Here is a 22,775-nt window from a genome sequence, read left to right as displayed (position 1 = left end):
CGGTCATTTTTTAGTTGTTCTATCGGTCCATCATGTACAGCGTCAGCAGTGTTTCTTTACAGCAATGGTGCGAGGTATCCGGCCCAGCGCGATACGGCTTCGGGGCTGTGCAGCAAGTCGTTGCGCACCTCGATGAGCACTGAATCCAGGCCCCGGGCATCGCCGTGTACCGGCACGGTCATGTCGCCCAGTGGGTCAATTCTGTACGGCTGATTGCCGGCCACGTTCAACGGATGTTGCTCCAGACCGTCGAGCAGACGCTGGGCATACACCTTGGCCTGACCGAACAGCACGCCGACCTCCACCGTTCGCGGCTGGCCGTAATACACCGGCGTGAAACTGTGAATTCCCACCACCCGTACCGGTTGGCCCAGCGCAATCCGCTCGTCGATCAACATTTGCAAGCGCGTGTGAAACGGTTTGAACAGTGCCTGGCGCCGGTATTCGCGAGTGGCTTCGTCCAGCTCGCGGTTACCCGGCACCTGATAAATCTCACTTTGCGCCGGAATGCTGTCCGGGGCGTGCCGTGGCCGATTCAGGTCGATTAACAGACGTGAATAGTTGGCGCTCAACAGCGTTGCACCGAGTGTTTGCGATAACTGCTCGGCCAGTTGCAATGCGCCGATGTCCCAGGCGATGTGTTCACGCGCGGCGATATCGTCCAGGCCCAGGTTGTTCAGGGCCGCGGGGATGTAATGGCTGGCGTGCTCGCACACCAGGATCACCGGATGCGTCGAGTCGGCGCGGCTCAGGTTGTAGACCGGTCGGGTATACAACCCAAGCTCGGCGGGCTCAGTACAGGCGTGCATAGTGCTCACACAGGTCAGCGGGCGAGAGCTGTTCCGTCAGCGCCAGTTCCTCGGTTTTAAGGGCGTGATACGTGTCGAGCAACGGCTTGGGCAGCCATTCATTGAAGGCTGCACTGTTGCGCAGGCAATCCAGCGCCTGGGCCAGCGAGGCGGGCAGGGCAACGATACCCCGGGCCTTGCGTTGCTCGTCGTTGAGTGAATCGGGAATGTCATCGGTGATCGCGTTCAGCGCCAGACGCTGTTCGATCCCCAAGCGGCCGGCGATCAGCAGTGCAGCCATTGCCAGGTGCGGCGAGGCGGTGGCGTCCATCGCCCGGAATTCAAGGTTGAACTGTGTGGCCACGGATTTGCCGCCCAGTGTCACGGTCGGGCAGATACGCAACGCCGCTTCACGGTTCTGCTGGCCAAGGCACGCGTAGGACGCGCTCCAGTGGTGCGGCTGCAAGCGCTCATACGACACCGGGGTTGGCGCGGTGAACGCACACAGCGCCGGCAAATAATGCACAACCCCCGCCGCCCAATGCTGGCCGAGGGTCGACAAGCCGTTGCGGGTGCCGGCGTCGTAGAGCATTGGCTGACCGGCCAGGTCGAGCAGGCTGACGTGCAGGTGCACGCCGTTGCACACCGCGTCCGCCGAGGTCTTCGGTGCGAAACTCAGGTCCAGGCCCATCTGCCGGGCGATCTCGCGGGTGATTTCGCGCACGTTGACCGCACGATCCGCGGCGGCGACACCCAGGGTCGGCCGACAGGTGATTTCGTATTGGTGCTTGCCGTATTCGGGCAGGAACATTTCCGGCTCGACGCCACCGGCGCGCAAGGCGCTGAGCAGCCAGCCGCCGAATTCGGCGCCCTGACGCTGGGCTTCGAGGGAAAACGCCAGATGTTCGGCAAAACCGGCGTGCAGATTGAACTCGTGTTCAAACGCGGCGTTGACCTGCAAACCCAACTGGTCGCGATAACGCTCCACCTCATCACGCAGCAGCGTACGCGGGCAGGCCCCCCACGGACGGCCATCGGTTTCGCGGATGTCGCCGTGAATGAAATCCAGCGCCGGTGCGTCGCCATCCGGGCCGTTGCCGACAATCACGCGGCTGGCCAGATCCGGGATCAAACGCAGGTCGCCATAGGCGCCCCATGGATTGGTCGAGGCGATGATGTCCTGAGGTGTCAAGGCGCTGTTGGCGGGCACCCAGCCACAACCGGCGGCCTGGTAGTGCTCAAGTTCGTCGGTGGGGAACGAGCGGCCACGGGTGATGCCGATCAGGTCGGTGGTGACGATAGTGGTCATCGGCAGCGGTGTCAGGCGGGGGCTCATGGCTGCATCTCCTGCAACCGGGCGAGCACGGTGTCGGTGTCGGTGATCCAGCAATACCCCTTGATCGCGTTCAGACAGGCGTGATGGCGCTCGGCGCTATAAGTGGCGCAGGCGTCTTCGACCAGGGTCACCAGATAGCCACGGTCGGCGGCATCGCGCACCGCCATGTCGACGCACTGGTCGGTAACGATACCGGCGATGATCAGATGGCGGGTTTGCAGATTGCGCAGCACATAGTCGATGTTGGTCGAGTTGAAGACCCCGGAAGAGGTTTTCGGCAGGACGATTTCGTTTTCCACCGGGGTCAGGTCATCAATGATCCGCGCCTGTGAGCTGCCTTTGGGCAGGTGCATGTCCGAGAGCTTGTGGTCAAGCGAGCGGTCGCGGCCATCGGCGGTCAGACTTTCAATCAGGGTGTGCAGTACGTTCTGCCGCGTCTGACGAAAGGCACTGAGCAACCGGCGTTGATTGGGCACCACCTGCATGTGGGTGCGGGTCAGGAAGTACTCGGCGTCCGGGCCGTTCAGGTGCGGGTCGAACTGCGGTTCGAGCCAGGCACGCTGCATGTCCACCAGCAGCAACGCGGTGTGGTCAGTGACAAATGGCAAGTCCCGCGGCGAGCGGTGGGGAAGGCTGAACATCCTTATTTATCCTCCAACAGGTGGGTGTTGAAGTCATTGCGCAGGGCATCGATGCCTTCCAGGCGATCGGCCAGATTCTCACTGCGCAGGGTCAGACAGGCTATCAGCGCTTCGACCTGAGCCAGTGCTGGCACCATGGTGTCGAACGGCGAAGCCGACTCCACCGGGGCGCTGATGATCAGGTCGGCCAGTTCGCGCAGCGGCGAGGCGTAGATGTCGGTGAACAGCACCACGCGCGCGTTATTGTTTTTTGCTGCGCTAGCGACGCGCAGGGCTTGGGTCTGGTAGCGGCGATAGTCGAACACCAGCACGACGTCCTGGCGCTGCAGATCGAACAGGCGATCGGGCAGTTGCGCATTGTCATCCAGGGCAAAGCAACCAGGGCGCAGCAGGCGCAGGTGATTGAGCAGGTAGTTCGCCATCAGGCTGCTGAAGCGCCCGCCAAAGCAGTACACCTGATGCCGAACGTCGAGCAGCCAGTCCGTGAGAATGCGCACATCTTCGGGTTGAGTCAGCGATTGGGTTTCGACCAGCAGACGATGACTGTCGCTCAGGTAGTGGCTCCAGGCGTCATCCTTGTTCTGGTGCGCGCGGGGTTGCAACAGGGTGCGCGGCGAGCGCAGGCGATGATCCATGTCGCTGAGCAGCGCATCCTGGAATTGGGCATAACCGCCGAAGCCGAGTTTCTTTACCAGGCGCACAATGGTCGGGTCGCTGACACCGGCATGCTCGGCCAGTCGTGCCATGGGCCCAAGGCCGTTGCGCGGGTACTGATCAAGCAAGGCGCGAACGACTTTGCGCTCCGACGGCGTGAGATCAAGGTCGGGGTCGGTGATCAGGTCTCTGAGAGGGGGCATCCTGGCTCCTGCTGGATGAAGGTGTCGAATTTGCTTCACAATTCGCTAAAACAGTATTTATGTAACTTACGCTACATGTCTAGTGAATTTTTTATCCTGTTGAAACGGCCCCAAAACAGGGCAGGATGCCCGTGTAACAAGGGCTACACGGAAGTCGACGTGTCTTGTAGTCCATTGCCCGTGGAGGTGTCAGATATTGCCACTTTCCCAGTGTCGGCGGGTATCGCGGTATTTCATCGGGCAGCCCTGGAGCCCTTTATTTACGGCACAATTGCCAACACTTCGGCATCAGGCCGTTGATTTCATGGTGCTCGACAGAGGAATTCATTGTGCAGACCACCCGTTTGACACTGATTTGCCATGCGCGAACCGTCTCACAGAAATTGGCGCGTTTTCCTACGAATGAGCCTGTTGAAAATATCCGGTCAGCGTCTGATGCGTTGGCCTCACGTTTCAGTTCCGCCCGCCGTTTGATTTGCGGCCCTGAATTGCGCACCCGACAGACGGCGGCGTGGTTCGGCGCGGATGCGCAAGTTGACGAGGTGCTGCGTGACTGTGACTGGGGGTGCTGGCACGGCCAGTCGATCAAGGACCTGCAACTTAAACAGGAACAAGCGCTGTACGCCTGGCTCCAGGACCCACACGCCACGCCCCACGGTGGTGAGTCGGTTGCGCATCTGTGTGAGCGAGTGGCGGCATGGCTGGTCAGTTTGCAAACCACGCCGGGACACGTCGTGGCAGTGACCCATCCGTTTATCATCCGCGCCGCGTTGATCCAGATGATGCGCGGCTCGGCCTTTCATGACATCGATGTCGAGCCACTGTCAGTGGTCGAACTGCGTTTCACCGAGCGCTGGCGCCTGCGTCTGCCCAGTCTCGATGATGGAGGCGCTGTCTGATGAAACGACTGCTGGTCATCGGCATTGGCGCTGGCAACCCGGACTACATCACGATGCAAGCGGTGAAGGCGCTGAATCGGGTGGATGTGTTCTTTTTGATGGACAAAGGCCAGAGCAAGGACAAGTTGATGGATCTGCGCCGCGAGATCTGCGAGCGCTACATCACGGATCCCGCCTACCGCTTCGCCCAAGTCCACAGCCCGGAGCGTGAGCGTGGCGACGCGGACTACGCCACCAGCATTGATGATTTGAACCGGGCGAAGCAGCAAATCTTTGCACGGCTGATCAATCAAGAGCTGGTTGACGGCCAGTGCGGCGGTTTTCTGGTGTGGGGCGATCCGGCTTTGTACGACAGTACCGTTCGTATCCTGCGGGCGCTTCTGGCGTGCGGTGCCTGTGAGTTCGAGTTCGAAGTGATCCCCGGCATCACCAGCGTTCAGGCATTGGCAGCGCAGCACAAAGTGCCGTTGAACACAATTGGTCGCTCGATTGAAATCTCCACGGGCCGGCGTTTGGCGGCAGGGCAGGTGAGTGATGCGGACAGTCTGGTGGTCATGCTTGATGCCGAAGATGCCTACCACCGGGTAGCCGATCCGCAGACCGAGATTTACTGGGGGGCTTACCTGGGAACGCCGGATGAAATTCTCATCAGCGGCAAACTCGGGGAGGTCGCGGATCAAATCGAGCAGGTGCGCAAGGCCGCGCGGGCTGAGCATGGGTGGATCATGGATACGTATTTGCTGCGCAAGCCTTAGAGCTTTGCTGGCGGGGCTGACCCGCTGTCGCTCGCGAAAACGGTGTGTCAGTCGCCGGAGATGTTGGCTGGCCGGACGCCTTCGCGAGCAAGCCCGCTCCCACAGGGGGATGGTGGTGGATACGAGATTTGGGTCTGTCGCCGATCCAGGGTAGGAGACAGCGAGCGGATGTCGTGGATCCGCCCGCTGTCTGTATTGCTCTTTATGCGCGTTGCAGTGCCAGAGCGACGCCTTGGCCGCCTCCGATGCACAGGGTCGCCAGGCCCTTTTTCGCATCACGCTTGATCATTTCGTGCAGCAAGGTCACCAGTACGCGGCAACCCGAGGCGCCGATCGGGTGACCCAAGGCGATGGCGCCGCCGTTGACGTTGACCTTGTCCAGATCCCATTGCAGATCCTTGGCCACCGCCAGCGATTGTGCGGCGAACGCTTCGTTGGCTTCGATCAGATCCAGTTGCTCAATCGACCAGCCCGCCTTGTCCAGGCAGCGGCGGGTGGCTGAGACCGGGCCGATGCCCATGATCGCCGGGTCAACACCGGCGTTGGCGTAAGCGGCGATGGTCGCCAGCACGGGCAGGCCGAGCGCTTTGGCTTTTTCGGCGCTCATCAGGATCACGGCGGCCGCGCCGTCGTTGAGCGATGAAGCATTGCCGGCGGTGACGCTGCCGTCCTTTTTGAAGGCCGGACGCAGTTTCGCCAGGGATTGGGCAGTGGTTTCGCCGCGTGGCTGTTCATCAACCTTGAACGCGACCGGATCGCCCTTGCGCTGCGGAATCAGGATCGGGGTGATTTCATCAACGAAGCGCCCAGCCTCGATGGCTGCGGCTGCTTTTTGCTGCGAGGCGGCCGCGAAGGCGTCCTGCTGTTCGCGGCTGATGTCGTATTTGTCGACCAGATTCTCGGCAGTGATGCCCATGTGGTAATCGTTGAACGCATCCCACAGGCCATCGCTGATCATGGTGTCGACGATTTGCGCATGACCCATGCGTAGACCGGTGCGTGCGCCCGGCATCACGTAGTTGGACAGGCTCATGTTCTCCTGGCCACCGGCAATGATCACGTCAGCGTCGCCGCAACGGATGGCCTGTGCGCCGAGGTGCAGGGCCTTGAGGCCTGAGCCGCAGACCTTGTTCAGGGTCATGGCCGGCACGGCGTGAGGCAAGCCAGCCTTGATCGCTGCCTGACGCGCCGGGTTTTGGCCGGCGCCGGCCGTCAGCACCTGGCCCATGATCACTTCATCAACCTGCGCCCCGTCCAGCCCGGTCTGTTCGAGCAACTGGCGGATCACCGCCGCGCCCAGATCAACCGCGCTAACGCTGGCCAGAGAGCCCTGGAAACTGCCGATCGCGGTACGCGTGGCGGCAACAATGACGACGTCTTGCATTTTCGAATTCCTCACTGGGCAGCGAACTGCATTTGCGGTACGTGGTCAGGCACGATCAGTTTACCGGCGGTTTTGGCGACGATCTCTTCGACGCTGACGCCCGGCGCACGTTCTTTGAGAATGAACGCACCGTTCTCGATTTCGAGATAGGCGAGGTCGGTCAGCACCCGCTTGATGCACCCAGCACCGGTGAGTGGCAGGCTGCACTTGGATAACAGTTTGGACTCACCGTCCTTGGAGGCGTGAGTCATGATGACGATGATGTTGTCTGCGCCCGCCACCAGGTCCATGGCGCCGCCCATGCCCTTGACCAGTTTGCCGGGAATCATCCACGAGGCGATGTTGCCTTCAACGTCCACTTCGAACGCGCCCAGAACGGTCAGATCGACATGACCGCCGCGGATCATCGCAAAGGATTCGGCGGAGTTGAAGATCGACGCGCCAATGCGCGCGGTCACGGTTTGTTTGCCGGCGTTGATCATGTCGGCGTCGATGGTTTCTTCTGTCGGAAAAGGTCCCATGCCGAGCAGGCCGTTTTCCGATTGCAGCATGACTTCCATGCCTTCGGGGATGTAGTTGGCGACCAGGGTCGGAATGCCGATGCCAAGGTTCACGTAGTAGCCGTCCTGCATTTCGCGGGCGACGCGCTGAGCCATTTGTTCGCGGGAAAGTGCCATGTTTTTATTCTCCGTCAGCCTGGATTATTTGCGGATGGTGCGCTGTTCGATGCGCTTTTCGAACGTGCCGCAAATGACCCGGTCGACGTAGATGCCCGGTGTGTGGATCTGCGAGGGGTCGAGTTCGCCGGGTTCGACGATTTCTTCGACTTCGACCACGGTGATCTTGCCGGCAGTGGCGGCCAGCGGGTTGAAGTTCTGCGCGGTGTGGCGGTAGATGACGTTACCGAAATGGTCGGCTTTCCAGCCTTTGACGATGGCGAAGTCGCCGGTGATGGACTCTTCCATCAGGTACTTGCGACCGTTGAATTCGCGTACTTCCTTGCCTTCGGCGACCGGGGTGCCGACGCCGGTGGCGGTGAAGAAGGCCGGAATGCCGGCGCCGCCTGCGCGCATTTTTTCGGCGAGGGTGCCTTGCGGGGTCAGGGTGACTTCGATTTCGCCTTTGAGCAGTTGCTCTTCGAACAGCTTGTTTTCGCCGACGTAGGAGGCAACGACTTTGCTGATCTGGCGGTCGGTCAGCAGTACGCCGAGACCAAAGCCATCGACGCCGCAGTTGTTGGACACGACGGTGAGGTCGCGGGTGCCTTTGCGCTTGATCTCGGCGATCAGGTTTTCCGGAATGCCACACAGACCAAAGCCGCCGGCGATGACGGTCATGCCGTCCTCAAGCCCGGCCAGGGCTTCCTCGTAGGAACTCACGCGCTTGTCGAAACCTGCCATATGCACCTCTTTTATTATTTGCGGGCGGCTGGCTAGCCGAATGACTGGAGTGTCTCGCTGAAGGATATATTTGTTAAGTTGATTTTTAAGGTTGATTGATTGATAAAGATCAATAATCCATTGGATTCTGATACGGAAGCATAGCGTTCATGACCATCAAGCAGATCCGCGCCTTCCTCGCCGTGGCCCAAAGCCTGAGTTTTGCCGTCGCCTGCGAGCGGTTGCACCTGTCGCAATCGGCGCTGAGCCTGACCATCAAAGCCCTGGAAGAGGGGCTCGGTGGGCGTCTGTTCAGCCGCAACACCCGCAATGTGGCGCTGACGGCGGAGGGTGAATCCTTGCTGCCGCTGGCTCGGCGCCTGATTGCCGACTGGGACAACGCCGAAGACGAAATGCGCCAACGCTTCAGCCTGCAACGCGGGCGAGTCACGCTGGCGGCGATGCCGTCGTTTGCCGGAAATCTGCTGCCGCCGATCCTCAAGACCTTTCGGGCGCGGTATCCGAACGTCAGCGTCACGGTCAACGACGTGATCAACGAGCAAGTATTGGAAATGGTCCGCGACCGGCAAGTGGAGTTGGGCGTGGCGTTCGAACCGATGCAGAACACCTCGATGACATTTACACCGCTCTATATGGATCGGTTTGTGGCGGTGGTCTCGCAGGAGTCACCGCTGGCCGCACGCACCGAGATTGACTGGCAGACCTTGTTGCTCGAGCCGTTCATTACCTTGCAGCGGCCGTCGACCGTGCGGGTGATGCTCGAAGAACATTTGCAGGCTCGCGGCATGAAGCTACCGGTGGAATTCGAAAGCCATCAACTGTCGACGGTCGGGCGGATGGTTGCCAGTGGGCTGGGAGTCAGTGCGGTGCCGGCGTTGTGTGCCGAGCAGATGCAGGAACTGGGAGCCCGGTGCCTGACGTTGAATGACTCGGTGGAACGGGCGATTGGCGTGCTGACCGAACCGGGCAATGAACTGTCGGCGGCGGCGCAGGCGTTGTTCGATATTTTGAGGGAAAAATACTGACCCTGTGAAAACGGGCTGTGCGTGTTCAGGTGGTCAGGCGTTGTGTCAGCAGGGGCAAAAGTTGCTCGCACGACCCTTCAACCTTCAAATCCAGCAAATCATCCGCCCGGGTCTTGCCCAGGTTGATCGCCAGCAACGGCTTGCCGCGATCCGCGATGACCCGGCACAGGCGAAACGCCGAATAGGCCATCAACGAAGAACCCACCACGAGCATTCCTGCCGCATTTCGCGCCGCTGTCATGGCCCGTTCCGCCGTGTGTTGCGCGACGTTCTCACCGAAAAACACCACGTCCGGTTTCATTCGCTCCCCTGCGCAATGAGGGCAAAGCGGTACCTGAAAACGTGCTTCGAACGCCGGGTCGAGCAGGGTATCGCCGTCCGGCGCCTGCACCGCATCGACGCCGGCCAGGTACGGGTTGTGCATTTCCATCAACCGCTGTATCGCATCGCGCTCACTTCGCTGTCCGCAATCGAGGCACAGCACCCGATGCAAACTGCCGTGCAATTCGATGACGTCAGGACTGCCGGCCTGATCGTGCAAGGTGTCGACATTCTGCGTAATCAAGCCGCTGATCCGCCCCTGCGTCTGCAAATGGGCCAGCGCTTCGTGCGCCGCATTCGGTCGCGCCTGGCGCACACGCGGCCAGCCGAGCATCGCCCGCGCCCAATAGCGGCGGCGTGATTCTGGGGCGGCGAGAAATTCCTGATACATCATCGGCTGGCGTCCACGGCGCACACCGTCACTGTCGCGGTAATCCGGGATACCCGACGGCGTGCTGATGCCGGCGCCGGTCAGTACCAGAAAGTCGCCTTCGGCCATCGCTTGTTGCAGCGTGTCGAAGTGTTCGCGGATCGGGCTGTCGAGCATGGTCAGCGCTCCGGGGAGGACGGTGCCAGCAGGTTAGCACGCGATACGCGCTGCTTACTTGCGCGCCTCCAGAATCAGGTTGAACGGCGTTTGCGTCGCTCGCCGGAACCGCTTGAAGCCAGCCTCGGCAAACACTTTGCGCAGACGCACTTCACCGGCCTGCGCACCGAGGCCCAGGCCAACCTCCTGGGACAGGGAGTTCGGGGTGCAAATGAACGTCGATGCGGCATAAAACAAACGCCCGACCGCGTTGATGTTGTCGTCCAGCGTGTCGTTGGCAAACGGTTCGACCAGTAACACCGTGCCGTCGTCTTTTAACGCGTCGTAGGCATGGCGTGCGGCGCCGACCGGGTCGCCCATGTCGTGCAGGCAGTCGAAATAGCAGATCAGGTCGTAGTCATTGCCAGGGTAACTTTTTGCCGAGCCCTCGAAGAATTTCGCCCGGATGCTGACACCACCTTCTTCGGCGCGTTGGGAGGCAACGGTGATCGACGGTGCGTGATAGTCGTAGCCGACGAAGCGCGAATTGGGAAACGCCTGAGCCATGATCACCGTCGAGGCGCCGTGGCCGCAGCCGATGTCGGCGACTTTCGCACCGGTCTCGAGCTTGGGGACCACACCGTCCAGGGCCGGTAACCATTCGGCGATCAAGTGACCTTTATAGCCGGGGCGGAAGAAGCGTTCCGTGCCGGTGAACATGCACGGATGATGATCACCCCAGGGCAGGGCGCCGTTACTGCGCATGGCTTTGACCAGTTTGTCCTTGTCATGGAAAAACGACGCTACCACCCCGAGGCCGCCAGCGATGTACACCGGCGAGTCTTCGACGGCCAGCGCCTGGGCCTGTTCTTCCGGTAAGCGGAACTGGCCGTCGTGGTGCTCCATGTAGCCGGAGGCGGCGTGCGCGCTGAGCCATTCGCGTACCAGACGCGGGTTGCAGCGGGTTTTTGTGGCGAGGGTTTCGGGGCTGATCGGCTGACTGTCGGCCATCGCCCGGTAGAGCCCGAGTTCTTCGCCGACGATGACATTGGCCAGCATCGCCGCGCCGCCCATGTCGTTGACCAGTTTGCCCATGAAGTCGTTGAGTCGGGCCTCGTCCATCAGGTGTGCTCCTGAAACAGGATCACAGTCCGGCGGCGTTGAGGGTCGAGGCATGCGCCACCGGGCGGTGGTCATGGAAACGGGCAGGGCACAGCCTGAGTCCTGCGTCCCCCTCGACTGGGTACTGTTTGAGTCTAGCTGCGTTTGCGAGACTGACACTGAACAAACAGGTCGGTTAATGGTTGGGGTGAGGGCAGTGGCCGACGTCGCCTGATTCAGGTCTCGGTCAACCACCGGGGAGGGTACGGGTGTTGGCGGTAGAAATGGCGGAGTTGTTCACTGTCACGTTCGAACCAATGGTTCAGCCATTGGCAATAGTGCGTTTGCGCCGATGCTTGCAACGCCGGTTGGCGAAGGCAATCGAACACTGCTTGCGCTGCCTGCCTGCCCGTCATCAAGGCTTTGAGTACGCCATGCGAAGAGGCCGGATCGAGCACGCTGGCGGCATCGCCCACCATGAAATATCCGGTGCCGGCCGCTGCGGTGCTGATCCGCCAGGTCACGTCGGCACCGCGAATCGGGCCGATGGGTGGCAGTGTTTGCAGTGCCTGGGGAAGCATTCGGCTAACGTCTTTTTGTGGGGCTGAACGGGGTGTTTCGAAGTCCAGGTGTGTCCAGTGCAGCCGTTGTTTCTGGACTTGCGCAATCCATGTCCAGCCTGTGGCATGGGCCAGCAAGTGCGGCGCGGTTTCATAAGGCGCGATACAGCCTTGCAGATAGCCGTAGCGAGCCACCATTGGCGGTGAACACACTTGGGTTTTGAGGTGGAGCTGGCGACTCAACCAACTCGCTGCTCCGCTGGCATCGATCAGGCAGGAGGTAGAAAACGGCCCGTGAGTGGTAGTCAGCCCAACGATGCGATTGTCCTGCTTGAGGACGTGCCGGGCCTGACATGGTTGGTGCACTGTCACCCCGAGCTCTTCGGCCTGGCGCAACAATGTCGCATCCAGTTGCGCTCTGGCCATTTGAAAACCCCGCCATGGACCGTGTTCATCGCTACCCAAAGCGTGGAAACGCGCCGGCCCGTTCCATTGCACCCAGTGGCCGGCAAAGCGCATGGCTTGCTGATGTAACAACAGCGTATTCACGCCCAGTTGTTGCAGAAGCGGTTCAATGCCCGGGTGCAGGCTCTCACCGGGGCGAAACCTTGGGAAGCGCTGACGTTCGATCAGTGCCACACGCAAGCCGCGCTGGGCGCAACTGATTGCTGCGGCACATCCGGCAGGGCCGGCGCCGACCACTACCACATCAAAGCATTTCAACAGCAATCTGCCATGGCGTGTCTTCGCGCTTGATCAGGATTGCTTCGGCGCTGACGAGAAAAGTCACCTGCTGCTTGACCTCGACATTGCGCAACTTGAAGTCACCTTCCGGCGTCCAGATAGCGCCGCGTTCAAACATCAAGTAGCGATGAATCCAGCCGTGAAGCGTGATGCCGGTTTGCTGCTGTGCGGCGTCCACTTCGCCATTGGGCTGCTTTACTTCGAGGAAGGACAACACCGGCCACCTGTTGCGCAGCGGTTTGTCATTGGCGGCGCCGAGCACGGTGTACACCCGATACATCGACAGTACGCGGTTTTCATACGCCGATTGTGAGGTGCTGCCGGTCTGTTGCACGCAGAAGCGGTGATCGAGGGCCACTTGTGTGTAATCGGCATGGGCGTAGGCACGGTACTGAACGATCACACGATCCTCGTGCGGTATCAGCCGGGGGGGGGGGCTGGTTATCCCAGGCCATGCCACCCTCCTGGCCGGTTTCCTGATCGGTCAGTGGGATAACGGTGTGCAGGCTTGAGCGCGGCTCGAAGATACGCGCCGAATCTGGCGCCACCCCTGGCCAGAAAGAGCCCAGAGCCGCACAGATTTTGGCGTCTTCGGGAAAAGGGCTCGCCATCTGATAACCGGCGAGGATGTTGATCCAGGCATCGTCCGCGCCACGCAGGCGAACCCAGCCTACTTCCCATCCAGGGCCGAAAACCCCGGCCGCGCCATCGGGCAGCGAGGTCGGGCGCGAGACGGCGGACGCTGTCTGGCGCGGGTGCGAAGACCCTGTTTCAGTCGGCAGGGCAACAATCGCCGTAACACCGCGGTCCAGCGGTGAGAACACCTGGTCTTTCAAGTCCAGATTGGCGCAGTAACGGACGTTGGATAACGCCTCCAGTCGAGCGTGCCAGATATCCGGTGCGGGGAAGACGGGTTGCTCATCCGCCCAGTGCAACAGCTTGCGCTGGGTGCACAGCGGGAAAAAATCCGGAGGGCCGATCACCGAATACGCCGCCACCGTTGGCAAAAGCTTCTCGAGAACCTCGCATCGCGCTCGAACCCAGCCATCCGCCGTACCGTCGTGGTAGTGCAGTGCTTGATACCCGCCCAGACGAACCCGTTCCTCCACACCTTCGTGGTCGTTCAGGTCGACGATGCTGCCGTCCGCTTCGACCTTGTGACGACCATGCACCATGCCGGAGGTGTTGGGCGGCAGCAGAAAGGACAGCGGCTGCCCCTCAAACTCGACCGGCTCGACCAGTCGGGGCCTGACCTGTGGCAGCAGCAGGCCGGGTCCCAGATCCGTGGTGTTCGCCCAGTCGGCCAGCCCCTCGGTGATGACAAAGGGCGGCCGACTGATCTCGGGTTCCTGCCAACCGGTGCCGGTGTGACGCAAATGAATGTGCCGCAGTTTTTCGTTGATCTGATGGTTGTCCAGCCTCAACGTCAAATCCATGTCGGCCAGACACTCCGGGCCATTGAATACCTTGTGCAACGGCACCCAGAAGTCCAGCCCGGGGTCGACATCTGCCTGGAAGTCCATCGGCCCGAAGCGCTCGGCGTCGCCCTCGAGTTGCATGGCGATGTAGGCGCTGTAGCGTACAGGCATTACCCGGATGCCATGTGCGTCTTCATGCACGGAAGGCATAAAGCTGCGCAATCTGGCGTCATAAAGCGCGGGGTCGGTGCCCACACGGGCAATGCCCGTGCGAGAGAAGCACAGGTCTGCATGCTCGCCTTTGACGGTGTCGCCAGCGCAGCGATATTCACTGGCAAACGCGACTAGCGCCAATGGCGCACCCTGAGCCCGCTGTTGCAGGTCATCGAGTGTTGGCGGGCGGATGCCGTAGACATAGTCCAGAACGCTCTCAACTTCGCCTGCGGTTGGAAAAATCTGCAGCGCTTTTCCGGTTTCGTCGAGCGTGACTTGTGGCGAGGCCAGTGCGTGATAAAGCAGGCTGCGGGCCGGTGCTGCTGCTTCAATCGCACGACTGCCGCCAGAGGAGAAATCCGCAAAGCCGGCCAGCGAGCGGTCGACGGTCAGTGGTTTTTTCAGTTCGGCATCCAGCGGCACGGCGAGAATATCCAGGCCATGCGCCAGCATCAGCGAATGCCAGCCACCTGGCGCCAGACGTGTACACACGTGGGTGACGGATTCCAGCAGTGTCATGGTACCTCCCAGTAAGTTTGTGCCGCACCGCCACCCAGACGTTCACCGTCGAGGGCGATCAGGCAGGCCTCGTCACCGTTGCCTTGGCCTTCAGGAAAGGTGGCGCGGTGATGCAGGTGCCGAGCTAGCCAATCGAGACGCCGTGACATCGCTTCAGTCCATTGCGAAGGTGATTGCGCATCAGAAACCGATCCTTGAATGCTGGCAAGGCCGAAGGTGTTTCAATGCCTTGACAGATTCCCACCACTCATCGGCAAAGCCCCTGTTTTGCTGGCTTGCCGGACGATCGGCAAAGACGTCGGACAGGCTCGGCGCGATAGTAGTCGAGCCGGGCGGCTGTAGGCCCTGCCAATGAATCCGAACAACAATAAGAACGCGAGGTTGCCATGCCGAAATTCGTGATTGAACGCGAGATTCCAGGGGCCGGTAAGCTGTCGGAGCAAGAACTCAAAGCCGTGTCGCAAACGTCCTGTCAGGTGTTGCGCGAACTCGGGCCTCAGGTGCAGTGGCTGCAAAGCTATGTCACGGCCGACAAAATCTACTGCGTGTACATCGCCCCCGATGAAGCACAGGTGCGCGAGCACGCCAGGCTCGGTGGATTCCCGGCCAACAGCGTGGCGCGGGTAGTGACGGTTATCGACCCGACCACCGCCGAATGATGCCGGTACTCATCTCTAGCGGAGTTCGACTTCATGGGTAGCCCGATTGATCTGACTGCTTTGAAGGAACGCCAAAAAGTCGCTTGGGCCAGTGGTGATTACGCCGTGATCGGCACCACGTTGCAAATCGTTGGCGAGAACCTCGCTGAGGCCTGCGACCTGCGCTGCGATGAAGCCGTGCTGGATGTTGCTGCCGGCAACGGCAATGCGACGCTGGCGGCGGCACGCCGGGGCTGTCTGGTGACCTCGACCGATTACGTCGCGGCACTGCTTGAACGTGGACAGGATCGCGCCCGGGCCGAGCATCTGGAGGTGACGTTTGAGGTGGCCGACGCTGAAGCATTGCCGTTCGCCGACGGCAGTTTTGCCGCGGTGCTGTCGACATTCGGGGTCATGTTCGCTCCTGATCAAGCCAAGGCCGGCGCCGAACTGGCGCGGGTCTGTTGCCGGGGCGGGCGGATCGGCCTGGCGAACTGGACGCCGGAAGGCTTCGTTGGCCAAATGTTCAAAACCCTGGGCCGCCATCTGCCACCGCCAGCGATTGCCCAGTCGCCGTCAAACTGGGGCACGGAGGCGTGGCTGCACCAGCACTTCGATGATCACGATTTTGTGGTGCAGGTGACTCGCCGAACCTTCAATTTTCGCTATCGCTCGGCGGCGCACTTCATCGACATCTTTCGCCATTGGTATGGGCCGATGCACAAAGCGTTCGCAGCGCTGCCGCCGCAAAGCTGTCAGGCGCTGGAGAGTGATCTGGCGGATTTGCTCAACCGGTCGAATCGGGCGGGGGAGGACTCGCTGGTGGTGCCGAGTGAGTATCTGGAAGTGGTCATTACCAAACGCTAGTCCGCGTTCAAGCGACTTCCCCTGTGGGAGCGTGCTTGCTTGCGAATACGGTAAATCAGTCGAAACATCTTGGACTGACCCACCACATCCGCGGGCAAGCCCGCGCCCACCGTGTGCAATGGCTTATTTCACAGGGGATCGATCCAGCCACTCCAGCGCCGTCCGCCAGATACAGATCCCCAGAAAGTAAGCCGACATCAGCAGCCACAAAGCCATCACCATCGGATTGATCACCGGGTGATTGAGCACCAGTGACAGGCTGCACAGCAGCCAGATTGCCGTCACCGCAATGTTGATCGGCATGAAACGGCGTACGCGAAACGGGTGCAGGAATTTCATCCGCGTCACCGTCAGCAGCGCCAGACCGATCACGGTCACCAAGGTGATCCACGGGCCGGGGCCGATGATGTAAAGGCACAGAGCAACCACATTCCACGCGGCGGGGAAACCGACGAAATAGTTGTCCTTGCTCTTCATGTTGACGTTGCAGAAACAGAACAGCGACGACACCAGAATCAGCGACACCGTCAGCAGCAGCGTGTAATCGGGCAGGGGAATATAGCGATAGATAAACAGTGCCGGAATGAAGACGTACGTCAGGTAATCGATCACCAGGTCAAGGATCGAACCGTCGAAGCTGGGCAACACTGATTGCACATTGACCTTGCGTGCGAGCGCGCCGTCGAGGCCGTCGACGATCAGCGCCACACCCAGCCACATCAGGCAATGGGTTGGCTGATTTTCCAGCAGCGCAAGGGTGGCCAGGAACGCGGTGACCACGCCGGTCGCGGTAAAACCATGGGCGCCCCAGGCCTTGAGCCTGGCAAGGTGGACGGTCGATATCACGGGGGCGTTCTCCAGAAAGTGAAGCAAGCCGGGTACCACCCTCGGGCAAAGGGCGCCGGCAAACCGGGTCGGGGTTGCAGCTATCGACCGGTCTGGCCGGGATAAGGTTCACCCTCCTTGAATCTTAGCTGGCCGCGGAAAAAATACGCGGGCGAAATCTGCCAGCGTATTTGGCAGCAGCCCAACGGTGTTGGCGCAATGGCCGCAGCGGTCTATCGTTGCCAGACGCAGTCAATCCCTATGCCTGAGGACGACGTCATGAACACCAGTGATTTGCTTGAACAACTGCTGCGAGGCCGAGCCTCGGCGGGACAACAAAGTGGCACCTCGGCCGATGATGGTCTGGGTGGCCTCGGTGGGTTGCTGGGCGGTCTGCTTGGCGGCGCGGACTCCTCGGGTACCCGCGCAGGCTCAGCGGCCGGCGGGCTTGGCGGGTTGGGCGGTTTGCTCGGTGGCTTGCTGGGGAGCGGTGGCGCTGGTGGTTTGGGCGGCGTATTGGGTGGCGCACTGGGTGCAGGGGGCGGTACTCAAAGCCGTTCCGGCGGCACCCGTTACGCTGCGCTGGCGTCGCTGGGGATGATGGCGTACCAGGCGTATCAAGCCTGGCAACGCAGCCAGGCCAGCGCCGCGCCATTACAAACGCCACAAACGGCCAACCTGCTCGCCGGGCCAGACATTGAAGAGCACAGCCATGCCGTGCTCCGCGCACTGATCGCGGCAGCCAAGGCTGACGGGCGCATCGACGAAGCTGAAAAACGAATGATCGTCAGCGAAATCGGCAAACACACCGATGATCCGCAATTGCAGCAATGGCTGGATGCCGAAGTCGCCAAACCACTGGATGCCGCTGAAGTGGCCCAGTCAGCGCAGGGCGATCCGGCAGTGGCCGCCGAAATGTACCTGGCCAGCGTGATGCTGGTGGACGATCAGCAAGACGCCGAACGCCGTTATCTGGACGAACTGGCGGCGGCGTTGCAGATCGATCCCGATTTGCAGGTGCACCTGGAGCAGCAGGCCAAGGGTGTGGCCTGACGCACAATCAATAGACCAAAGCCAAATCCGGTCCCGCCCAGATGCATAAACGGGGCGGCATGAAGCCACGATCAGGTGTCGCGCAGCAAGTCATGGGCGTTGAGCAGTTCGAAAGCGATTTGCGGGTGACTCTCCAACCCCCGGCGAATCGCCGCCGGGATTGCCTGCCGGGTCTTGCGGCACAGGCCGGGTAATTCATCGATGTGAATGGCGATGCCGCGCATGGTCCGCACTTCGTTGAAACCGGGCACGACCTCGACGCGGATACCCAGTTGCTCATACATGCGTTGTTGCAGGTGCTTTAGATCGGCAAGGTCTTTGAGCCTTTCCAGACGCGCGAGCAAGCGTTTTTCTTCCTCGCGGGTCAGGCGCAGGATGCGCAAATCCGAGCCGGGCGTCTCCAGCAACGGATCGCGCCCGCAAATGCAGGCGCCGGGCGGGCAGGGTGAGCGCAACGGCGCAGAAGTCGTCATGGCCTCCATCATAGAGGCCGGCGGACAATTTTGCCTATGCGCTGTCAGGTGCCATCCATCGGCCGCTTCATCCCAGGCAGCTACTGATTCAGGCCTTCGTAATGCACCAGAATCGCGTTGGCGAGGTCTTCATCGCTGGCGTTGATGCCTGGATTGTCCTGGCGAACCTGTTGCAGCACCGACTCAAGATAAACCCCACGAATGGCCCCGCCACTGGCGACAAATGCAGACAAGTCGTCACGGGCCGGAATCACCATTTTGTGATCCTTGAAGGTCGAGTACAGCGACGCGGAGACACCTGCCGAGGTGGCGACATCACCCGCATCAACGCGGGCCAGCGCCGAACCGACGGGCAGGCACAAAAGTAAAGAAGAAATGAGGACTGACTTGCGCATGACGGTATTCCTCCACAAGCGCGAAGCAAAAGGGAAGTACTACATAGTGTGAGAGGGGCGCAGTGGGAGGGAGTTCCGTGCGGTGAACAATCCTGAGCGTTTGCCAGTGTTTTTCATCGGCCTCGTCAGTTGGCAGCGTGCTGGCTGCATTCGCGCGCAAATAGGCTTAACTCAAACCCTGACGAGCGCAATTACGCGTGCCCAGGGAGGACTGGAAAGTGTCGATCAAACTGCGTTTGGTGTTGCTGATTGCGACCAGCCTGCTGACAGCCTTGATCGTGAGTCTGGTCAGTTACATCGGCAACCTGAGAATGGCGTCGGCGGTCAGCGACAATGCCGTCAGCATGAGTGCGCTGCGTAACCACATGGAGGCCGACATGATGCACGACGCCCTGCGCGCCGATGTCTATTCGGCAATGCTGGTGGGGTTGGGCAAAAGTGCCGACACGGCGGCCGAAGTGCGCGATTCGATCAATGAACATGCCGGGCATTTTCGTGAGGTGCTCGATGAGAACCTCAAATTGCCGATCAACCCGACCCTGCGTAGCGCACTGGAGCAGGTCAAACCGAGTCTCGATACGTACATCAACGCGGGTGAGCGGATTGTCGGGTTGGCGCTCGACAGCCCGGATGCGGCGCAGCAGGAACTCGGGACGTTCAACACGGCGTTCAGTCAGCTCGAAACGCAAATGGCGGCTTTAAGCGAGCTGATCGAAACCAATACCCGGCAGACCGCCGAGGGCACCGAGGCGGCGATCCGCAACGCCAATCTCGCGCTCGCAGCGGTGCTGGTTGCCAGTCTGTTGTTGCTGCTGGTGCAGGGGCGCTGGGTGATGTTGAGCATCACGGGGCCACTGAAATCCGCCAGCCGCATCGCCGAAAGTATCGCCCACGGCAACCTCAGCGAACCGATTGCCGAACCGACCGGCAAGGACGAGGCCAGTGCCTTGATCCGAACGCTGGCGACCATGCAGCGGGATCTACGCGACATGATCGATGTCGTGCGGCGCAACGCCCACGGCGTCAGCGGCATGAGCGCGAAGTTGAGCCACGGCTGTCATCAGGTCGCCGACAGCAGCCAGCAACAAAGTGTCGCCGCGGGGACCATGGCCGCAGCGGCCAGCCAGATGACCGCAAGCATCGAGGAAATCACTCGCCATGCCCAGCGCGCACTGGGCATGGCCAATCAGGCCGAAGCCCTGGCCAAGGAGGGGGGTGGTGTGATTCATCAAGTGGTCAGTGACATGGACGACATCGCCCGCTCTGCGCAGCAGTCGGCGCAGGTCATCCGCACCCTGGATCAGGACTCCGAGGGCATCTTCAATATCATCCAGGTGATCAAGAGTATTGCCGATCAGACCAATCTGTTGGCGCTCAACGCCGCAATCGAAGCCGCTCGGGCAGGCGAACAGGGCAGGGGCTTTGCGGTGGTGGCTGACGAAGTGCGCAACCTTGCTGCCCGGACCAGCGCCTCCACCCAGGAAATCGCCACAATGGTTGCGCGCATCCAGCACAGCACCCGTGAGGCGGTCAGCAGCATGGAGGCCGGTGTGGCTCAGGTCGATAAGGGGATGGCGGTGACGGCCGATGTCGAGCGCGCGATCCGCGAGATCCTTGAGGCGACGTTGAGCACCACGCAACTGGTCAACGACATAACCCGCACCATTGGCGAGCAAAGCCAGGCCAGCAATGAGATTGCCCATCAAGTGGAAATGATTGCGGGAATGTCCGAGGGCAATAGCCGGGTGATCGGGCAAACCGCCGACACCACGGATGAACTGTCGACGCTGGCGGGACAATTGGCGCAGTCGGTGGATCGGTTTCGGTTATGACAGTGGGGTAGAGCCCTGCCCGTGAGGTGGCTGGACTGACGCCCTCGCGGGCAAGCCCGCTCCCACAGGGTTTTGCTGTGTCAACACGGGCGTATTCACAACATCAACACCTGAACGCCCGCGCCCCACCCACAATCACTGGCCCTCACCGGTGTCATGTTCAGTATCAGACGGCCGATAAGTCCCTGAGCACAAAAGACTATCAAGTCAGGAACAGACGCCCGGGTTTGCCCTGACGTGATATTCTGCGCGCCGACTTGGTTTGACCTTATTCAGTTTGCTTGCCTTCGGGCGGGCTGACGGAATCCCTGTCGCTCAAGTAGCTGAAGCCAATAATGATAAAAAGTCAGTTCAGAAGGGACATTAACTGAGGTCGATGCAGCATGTCGGCCTTGTGTGCCCACCCGTCAAAATTGAAGTGTGCCGGAATCTGCGACGCCAGCCTGAGCGTCATCAAAGCGGATCGCATGCAGATAACAGCGGCGGGCGGAAGGCGTTTTATCATAGGTGCAACGGATGTTTAAGAAAGTGAACACAGCCTTGCTAGGGCTGGCTTTGTCGATGGGGCTGTCGTCCGCTCAGGCGGAAGAGGCAAAGAAAGTTGATGTGCTGTTGATCGGCGGCGGCATCATGAGCACCACGCTGGGTGTGTGGATCAACGAGCTGGAACCAAGCTGGTCGATGGAAATGGTCGAGCGTCTTGACGGCGTCGCCCTGGAAAGCTCCAACGGCTGGAACAACGCCGGTACCGGTCACTCGGCTCTGGCTGAGCTGAACTACACCCCGGAAGATGAAACCGGCAAAGTAGTGATTCCCAAAGCGGTCGAGATCAACGAAGCGTTCCAGATCTCCCGTCAGTTCTGGGCCTGGCAGGTTCAGCAAGGTGTGCTGAAGAACCCTCGTTCGTTCATCAACACCACGCCGCACATGAGCTTCGTGTGGGGCGATGACAACATCAAGTTCCTGAAAAAGCGCTACGAAGCCCTGCAAGCAAGCCCGCTGTTCGCCGGCATGCAGTACTCCGAAGAGCCGGCTGTGATCAAGAAGTGGGTCCCGCTGATGATGGAAGGGCGTGACCCGAACCAGAAAATCGCGGCCACCTGGAGCCCGCTGGGTACCGACATGAACTTCGGTGAAATCACCCGCCAGTTCGCTGCGCACCTGCAGACCAAGCCTAACTTCGATCTGAAACTGTCGAGCGAAGTCGAGGACATCACCAAGAATGCCGATGGCACCTGGCGCGTCAGCTACAAAAACCTGAAAGACGGCACCAAAACCGAAACCGACGCCAAGTTCGTGTTCATCGGCGCCGGCGGTGGTGCACTGCACCTGCTGCAGAAGTCGGGCATTCCAGAAGCCAAGGAGTATGGCGGCTTCCCGGTGGGTGGTTCGTTCCTCGTGACGGAAAACCCGACCATCGCCGAGCAACACTTGGCCAAGGCCTACGGTAAAGCGTCGGTTGGCTCTCCACCAATGTCTGTGCCGCACCTGGACACCCGTGTTCTGGACGGCAAACGCGTCCTGCTGTTTGGCCCGTTCGCCACCTTCAGCACCAAGTTCCTGAAAGAAGGTTCGTACCTGGACCTGCTGACCAGCACCACGACCCACAACATCTGGCCGATGACCAAGGTCGGCATCAAGGAATACCCGCTGGTCGAGTACCTTGCTGGCCAACTGATGCTGTCGGATGAAGACCGCATGAACTCGCTGAAGGAATACTTCCCGAACGCCAAAGCCGAAGACTGGCGCCTGTGGCAAGCCGGCCAACGCGTGCAAATCATCAAGCGTGATGAAGCCGCTGGCGGCGTGCTGAAACTGGGCACCGAAATCGTTGCTGCACAAGACGGCTCCATCGCCGGCCTGCTGGGTGCATCGCCAGGCGCGTCGACCGCTGCACCGATCATGCTGAGCGTGCTGCAGAAAGTCTTCAAAGACAAAGTCGCCACCCCAGAATGGCAAACCAAGCTGCACCAGATCGTTCCAAGCTACGGCACTCAGCTGAACAGCGATCCAGCCAAAGTGGCTGCAGAGTGGGCTTACACCGCCAAGATCCTCGAACTGCCGACGCCTCCAGTGATCGGTCAGGCTGTGGCTCCGGCTGCAGAGGCTGCCGCTGACAAGGCTGCTGCACCGAAGGAAAACGCTGCACGTGACATGGCTCTGTAACTAGAACCCTGACACACAAAGCCCACTGAACCGGCGACG

General features: G+C 60.7%; 24 protein-coding genes and 1 pseudogene. 9 read left to right on the top strand and 16 right to left on the bottom strand.

Annotation, left to right across the window (positions count from 1 at the left end):
* Nucleotides 1–56 precede the first annotated feature (56 nt).
* Genes ACIOWA_RS05915 through ACIOWA_RS05900 form a run of 4 tightly spaced genes read right to left on the bottom strand, consistent with a single transcriptional unit; the run spans nucleotide 57 to nucleotide 3,622 of the window.
* Nucleotides 57–809 (bottom strand): N-formylglutamate amidohydrolase, encoded by a 753-nt coding sequence (locus ACIOWA_RS05915; protein ID WP_339538722.1) that lies wholly within the window; start codon nucleotides 807–809, stop codon nucleotides 57–59.
* Nucleotides 793–2,124: a glutamine synthetase gene (locus tag ACIOWA_RS05910; protein WP_401158742.1), complete on the bottom strand. Its 1,332-nt coding sequence runs from the start codon at nucleotides 2,122–2,124 to the stop codon at nucleotides 793–795. The genes ACIOWA_RS05915 and ACIOWA_RS05910 overlap by 17 nt, the downstream gene beginning before the upstream one ends.
* The gene (locus ACIOWA_RS05905) at nucleotides 2,121–2,765 is read right to left on the bottom strand and encodes an isochorismatase family cysteine hydrolase (RefSeq protein ID WP_339433927.1); all 645 of its coding nucleotides are present in this window, start codon (nucleotides 2,763–2,765) and stop codon (nucleotides 2,121–2,123) included. Before ACIOWA_RS05905 ends, ACIOWA_RS05910 begins: the two co-directional genes overlap by 4 nt.
* Before the next feature lie 2 nt (nucleotides 2,766–2,767).
* Nucleotides 2,768–3,622: a MurR/RpiR family transcriptional regulator gene (locus ACIOWA_RS05900; protein WP_339433926.1), complete on the bottom strand. Its 855-nt coding sequence runs from the start codon at nucleotides 3,620–3,622 to the stop codon at nucleotides 2,768–2,770.
* Between the two features lie 329 nt (nucleotides 3,623–3,951).
* On the opposite strand from ACIOWA_RS05900, the gene ACIOWA_RS05895 reads away from it, so the two are divergent.
* A complete protein-coding gene (locus tag ACIOWA_RS05895) occupies nucleotides 3,952–4,521 on the top strand; it encodes a histidine phosphatase family protein (protein ID WP_401158739.1) in 570 nt (189 codons plus the stop codon).
* Nucleotides 4,521–5,276, top strand: coding sequence for a precorrin-6A synthase (deacetylating) (cobF, locus tag ACIOWA_RS05890; RefSeq protein WP_339433924.1), 756 nt, complete (start codon nucleotides 4,521–4,523; stop codon nucleotides 5,274–5,276). Before ACIOWA_RS05895 ends, cobF begins: the two co-directional genes overlap by 1 nt.
* A 202-nt stretch (nucleotides 5,277–5,478) precedes the next feature.
* On the opposite strand, the gene ACIOWA_RS05885 is transcribed toward cobF, so the two are convergent.
* The 3 genes from ACIOWA_RS05885 to ACIOWA_RS05875 are packed head-to-tail and all read right to left on the bottom strand — an operon-like array spanning nucleotide 5,479 to nucleotide 8,060.
* Nucleotides 5,479–6,660, bottom strand: a complete 1,182-nt coding sequence (locus ACIOWA_RS05885) for an acetyl-CoA C-acetyltransferase (protein ID WP_221733819.1) — start codon at nucleotides 6,658–6,660, stop codon at nucleotides 5,479–5,481.
* Nucleotides 6,661–6,671: 11 nt separating this feature from the next.
* Complete coding sequence (locus ACIOWA_RS05880) at nucleotides 6,672–7,337, bottom strand: CoA transferase subunit B (protein ID WP_339433922.1); 666 nt, start codon at nucleotides 7,335–7,337, stop codon at nucleotides 6,672–6,674.
* 24 nt (nucleotides 7,338–7,361) lie between these two features.
* Nucleotides 7,362–8,060, bottom strand: a complete 699-nt coding sequence (locus ACIOWA_RS05875) for a CoA transferase subunit A (protein ID WP_401158736.1) — start codon at nucleotides 8,058–8,060, stop codon at nucleotides 7,362–7,364.
* A 149-nt stretch (nucleotides 8,061–8,209) separates the two neighbouring features.
* On the opposite strand from ACIOWA_RS05875, the gene ACIOWA_RS05870 reads away from it, so the two are divergent.
* The gene (locus ACIOWA_RS05870) at nucleotides 8,210–9,085 is read left to right on the top strand and encodes a LysR substrate-binding domain-containing protein (protein ID WP_339433920.1); all 876 of its coding nucleotides are present in this window, start codon (nucleotides 8,210–8,212) and stop codon (nucleotides 9,083–9,085) included.
* Nucleotides 9,086–9,110: 25 nt separating this feature from the next.
* Here ACIOWA_RS05870 and ACIOWA_RS05865 read toward each other — a convergent pair whose 3' ends face one another.
* The 6 genes from ACIOWA_RS05865 to ACIOWA_RS05840 form a co-directional block, all read right to left on the bottom strand.
* On the bottom strand, nucleotides 9,111–9,953 hold the full coding sequence (locus ACIOWA_RS05865) for an NAD-dependent protein deacetylase (RefSeq protein ID WP_339538727.1): 843 nt from the start codon (nucleotides 9,951–9,953) through the stop codon (nucleotides 9,111–9,113).
* Nucleotides 9,954–10,007: 54 nt separating this feature from the next.
* The gene (locus tag ACIOWA_RS05860; protein ID WP_401158734.1) at nucleotides 10,008–11,054 is read right to left on the bottom strand and encodes a class I SAM-dependent methyltransferase; all 1,047 of its coding nucleotides are present in this window, start codon (nucleotides 11,052–11,054) and stop codon (nucleotides 10,008–10,010) included.
* 215 nt (nucleotides 11,055–11,269) lie between these two features.
* Entirely contained in the window at nucleotides 11,270–12,316 is a 1,047-nt protein-coding gene (locus tag ACIOWA_RS05855; protein ID WP_401158732.1) for an NAD(P)/FAD-dependent oxidoreductase, read from the bottom strand.
* Nucleotides 12,303–12,599, bottom strand: a complete 297-nt coding sequence (locus ACIOWA_RS05850) for a hypothetical protein (protein ID WP_401158730.1) — start codon at nucleotides 12,597–12,599, stop codon at nucleotides 12,303–12,305. Before ACIOWA_RS05850 ends, ACIOWA_RS05855 begins: the two co-directional genes overlap by 14 nt.
* Before the next feature lie 34 nt (nucleotides 12,600–12,633).
* Nucleotides 12,634–14,487 (bottom strand): hypothetical protein, encoded by a 1,854-nt coding sequence (locus ACIOWA_RS05845; RefSeq protein ID WP_401158728.1) that lies wholly within the window; start codon nucleotides 14,485–14,487, stop codon nucleotides 12,634–12,636.
* Nucleotides 14,484–14,636 (bottom strand): hypothetical protein, encoded by a 153-nt coding sequence (locus tag ACIOWA_RS05840; protein WP_401158726.1) that lies wholly within the window; start codon nucleotides 14,634–14,636, stop codon nucleotides 14,484–14,486. The genes ACIOWA_RS05845 and ACIOWA_RS05840 overlap by 4 nt, the downstream gene beginning before the upstream one ends.
* 237 nt (nucleotides 14,637–14,873) lie before the next feature.
* Here ACIOWA_RS05840 and ACIOWA_RS05835 point away from each other — a divergent pair, with 237 nt between their 5' ends.
* Nucleotides 14,874–15,146, top strand: coding sequence for a DUF4242 domain-containing protein (locus tag ACIOWA_RS05835; RefSeq protein ID WP_401158724.1), 273 nt, complete (start codon nucleotides 14,874–14,876; stop codon nucleotides 15,144–15,146).
* 33 nt (nucleotides 15,147–15,179) lie between these two features.
* Nucleotides 15,180–15,992: a class I SAM-dependent methyltransferase gene (locus tag ACIOWA_RS05830; RefSeq protein ID WP_339494729.1), complete on the top strand. Its 813-nt coding sequence runs from the start codon at nucleotides 15,180–15,182 to the stop codon at nucleotides 15,990–15,992.
* A 123-nt stretch (nucleotides 15,993–16,115) separates the two neighbouring features.
* On the opposite strand, the gene pcsA is transcribed toward ACIOWA_RS05830, so the two are convergent.
* Complete coding sequence (pcsA, locus tag ACIOWA_RS05825) at nucleotides 16,116–16,838, bottom strand: phosphatidylcholine synthase (RefSeq protein ID WP_221733809.1); 723 nt, start codon at nucleotides 16,836–16,838, stop codon at nucleotides 16,116–16,118.
* A gap of 258 nt (nucleotides 16,839–17,096) precedes the next feature.
* On the opposite strand from pcsA, the gene ACIOWA_RS05820 reads away from it, so the two are divergent.
* Nucleotides 17,097–17,870, top strand: a complete 774-nt coding sequence (locus tag ACIOWA_RS05820) for a tellurite resistance TerB family protein (RefSeq protein WP_401158721.1) — start codon at nucleotides 17,097–17,099, stop codon at nucleotides 17,868–17,870.
* A 71-nt stretch (nucleotides 17,871–17,941) separates the two neighbouring features.
* Here ACIOWA_RS05820 and ACIOWA_RS05815 read toward each other — a convergent pair whose 3' ends face one another.
* Nucleotides 17,942–18,343, bottom strand: coding sequence for a hypothetical protein (locus ACIOWA_RS05815; protein ID WP_339433911.1), 402 nt, complete (start codon nucleotides 18,341–18,343; stop codon nucleotides 17,942–17,944).
* Between the two features lie 80 nt (nucleotides 18,344–18,423).
* Nucleotides 18,424–18,738 (bottom strand): DUF2388 domain-containing protein, encoded by a 315-nt coding sequence (locus ACIOWA_RS05810; protein ID WP_221733806.1) that lies wholly within the window; start codon nucleotides 18,736–18,738, stop codon nucleotides 18,424–18,426.
* 197 nt (nucleotides 18,739–18,935) lie between these two features.
* Here ACIOWA_RS05810 and ACIOWA_RS05805 point away from each other — a divergent pair.
* The 3 genes and pseudogenes from ACIOWA_RS05805 to mqo all read left to right on the top strand — a co-directional run.
* Nucleotides 18,936–19,715, top strand: a pseudogene (locus tag ACIOWA_RS05805) (HAMP domain-containing protein); the annotation flags it as partial.
* Nucleotides 19,707–20,570, top strand: coding sequence for a methyl-accepting chemotaxis protein (locus ACIOWA_RS05800; RefSeq protein WP_401158763.1), 864 nt, complete (start codon nucleotides 19,707–19,709; stop codon nucleotides 20,568–20,570). The pseudogene ACIOWA_RS05805 and the gene ACIOWA_RS05800, both read left to right, overlap by 9 nt.
* A 516-nt stretch (nucleotides 20,571–21,086) precedes the next feature.
* Nucleotides 21,087–22,736 (top strand): malate dehydrogenase (quinone), encoded by a 1,650-nt coding sequence (gene mqo / locus ACIOWA_RS05795; RefSeq protein ID WP_401158719.1) that lies wholly within the window; start codon nucleotides 21,087–21,089, stop codon nucleotides 22,734–22,736.
* Nucleotides 22,737–22,775: the final 39 nt, after the last annotated feature.

Source organism: Pseudomonas sp. NPDC087614 (genome assembly GCF_044743485.1).
Lineage (GTDB): Bacteria > Pseudomonadota > Gammaproteobacteria > Pseudomonadales > Pseudomonadaceae > Aquipseudomonas > Aquipseudomonas baetica_A.
Note: the sequence above shows the minus strand (reverse complement) of the source record. Positions and strands in the feature narration are given on the sequence as shown.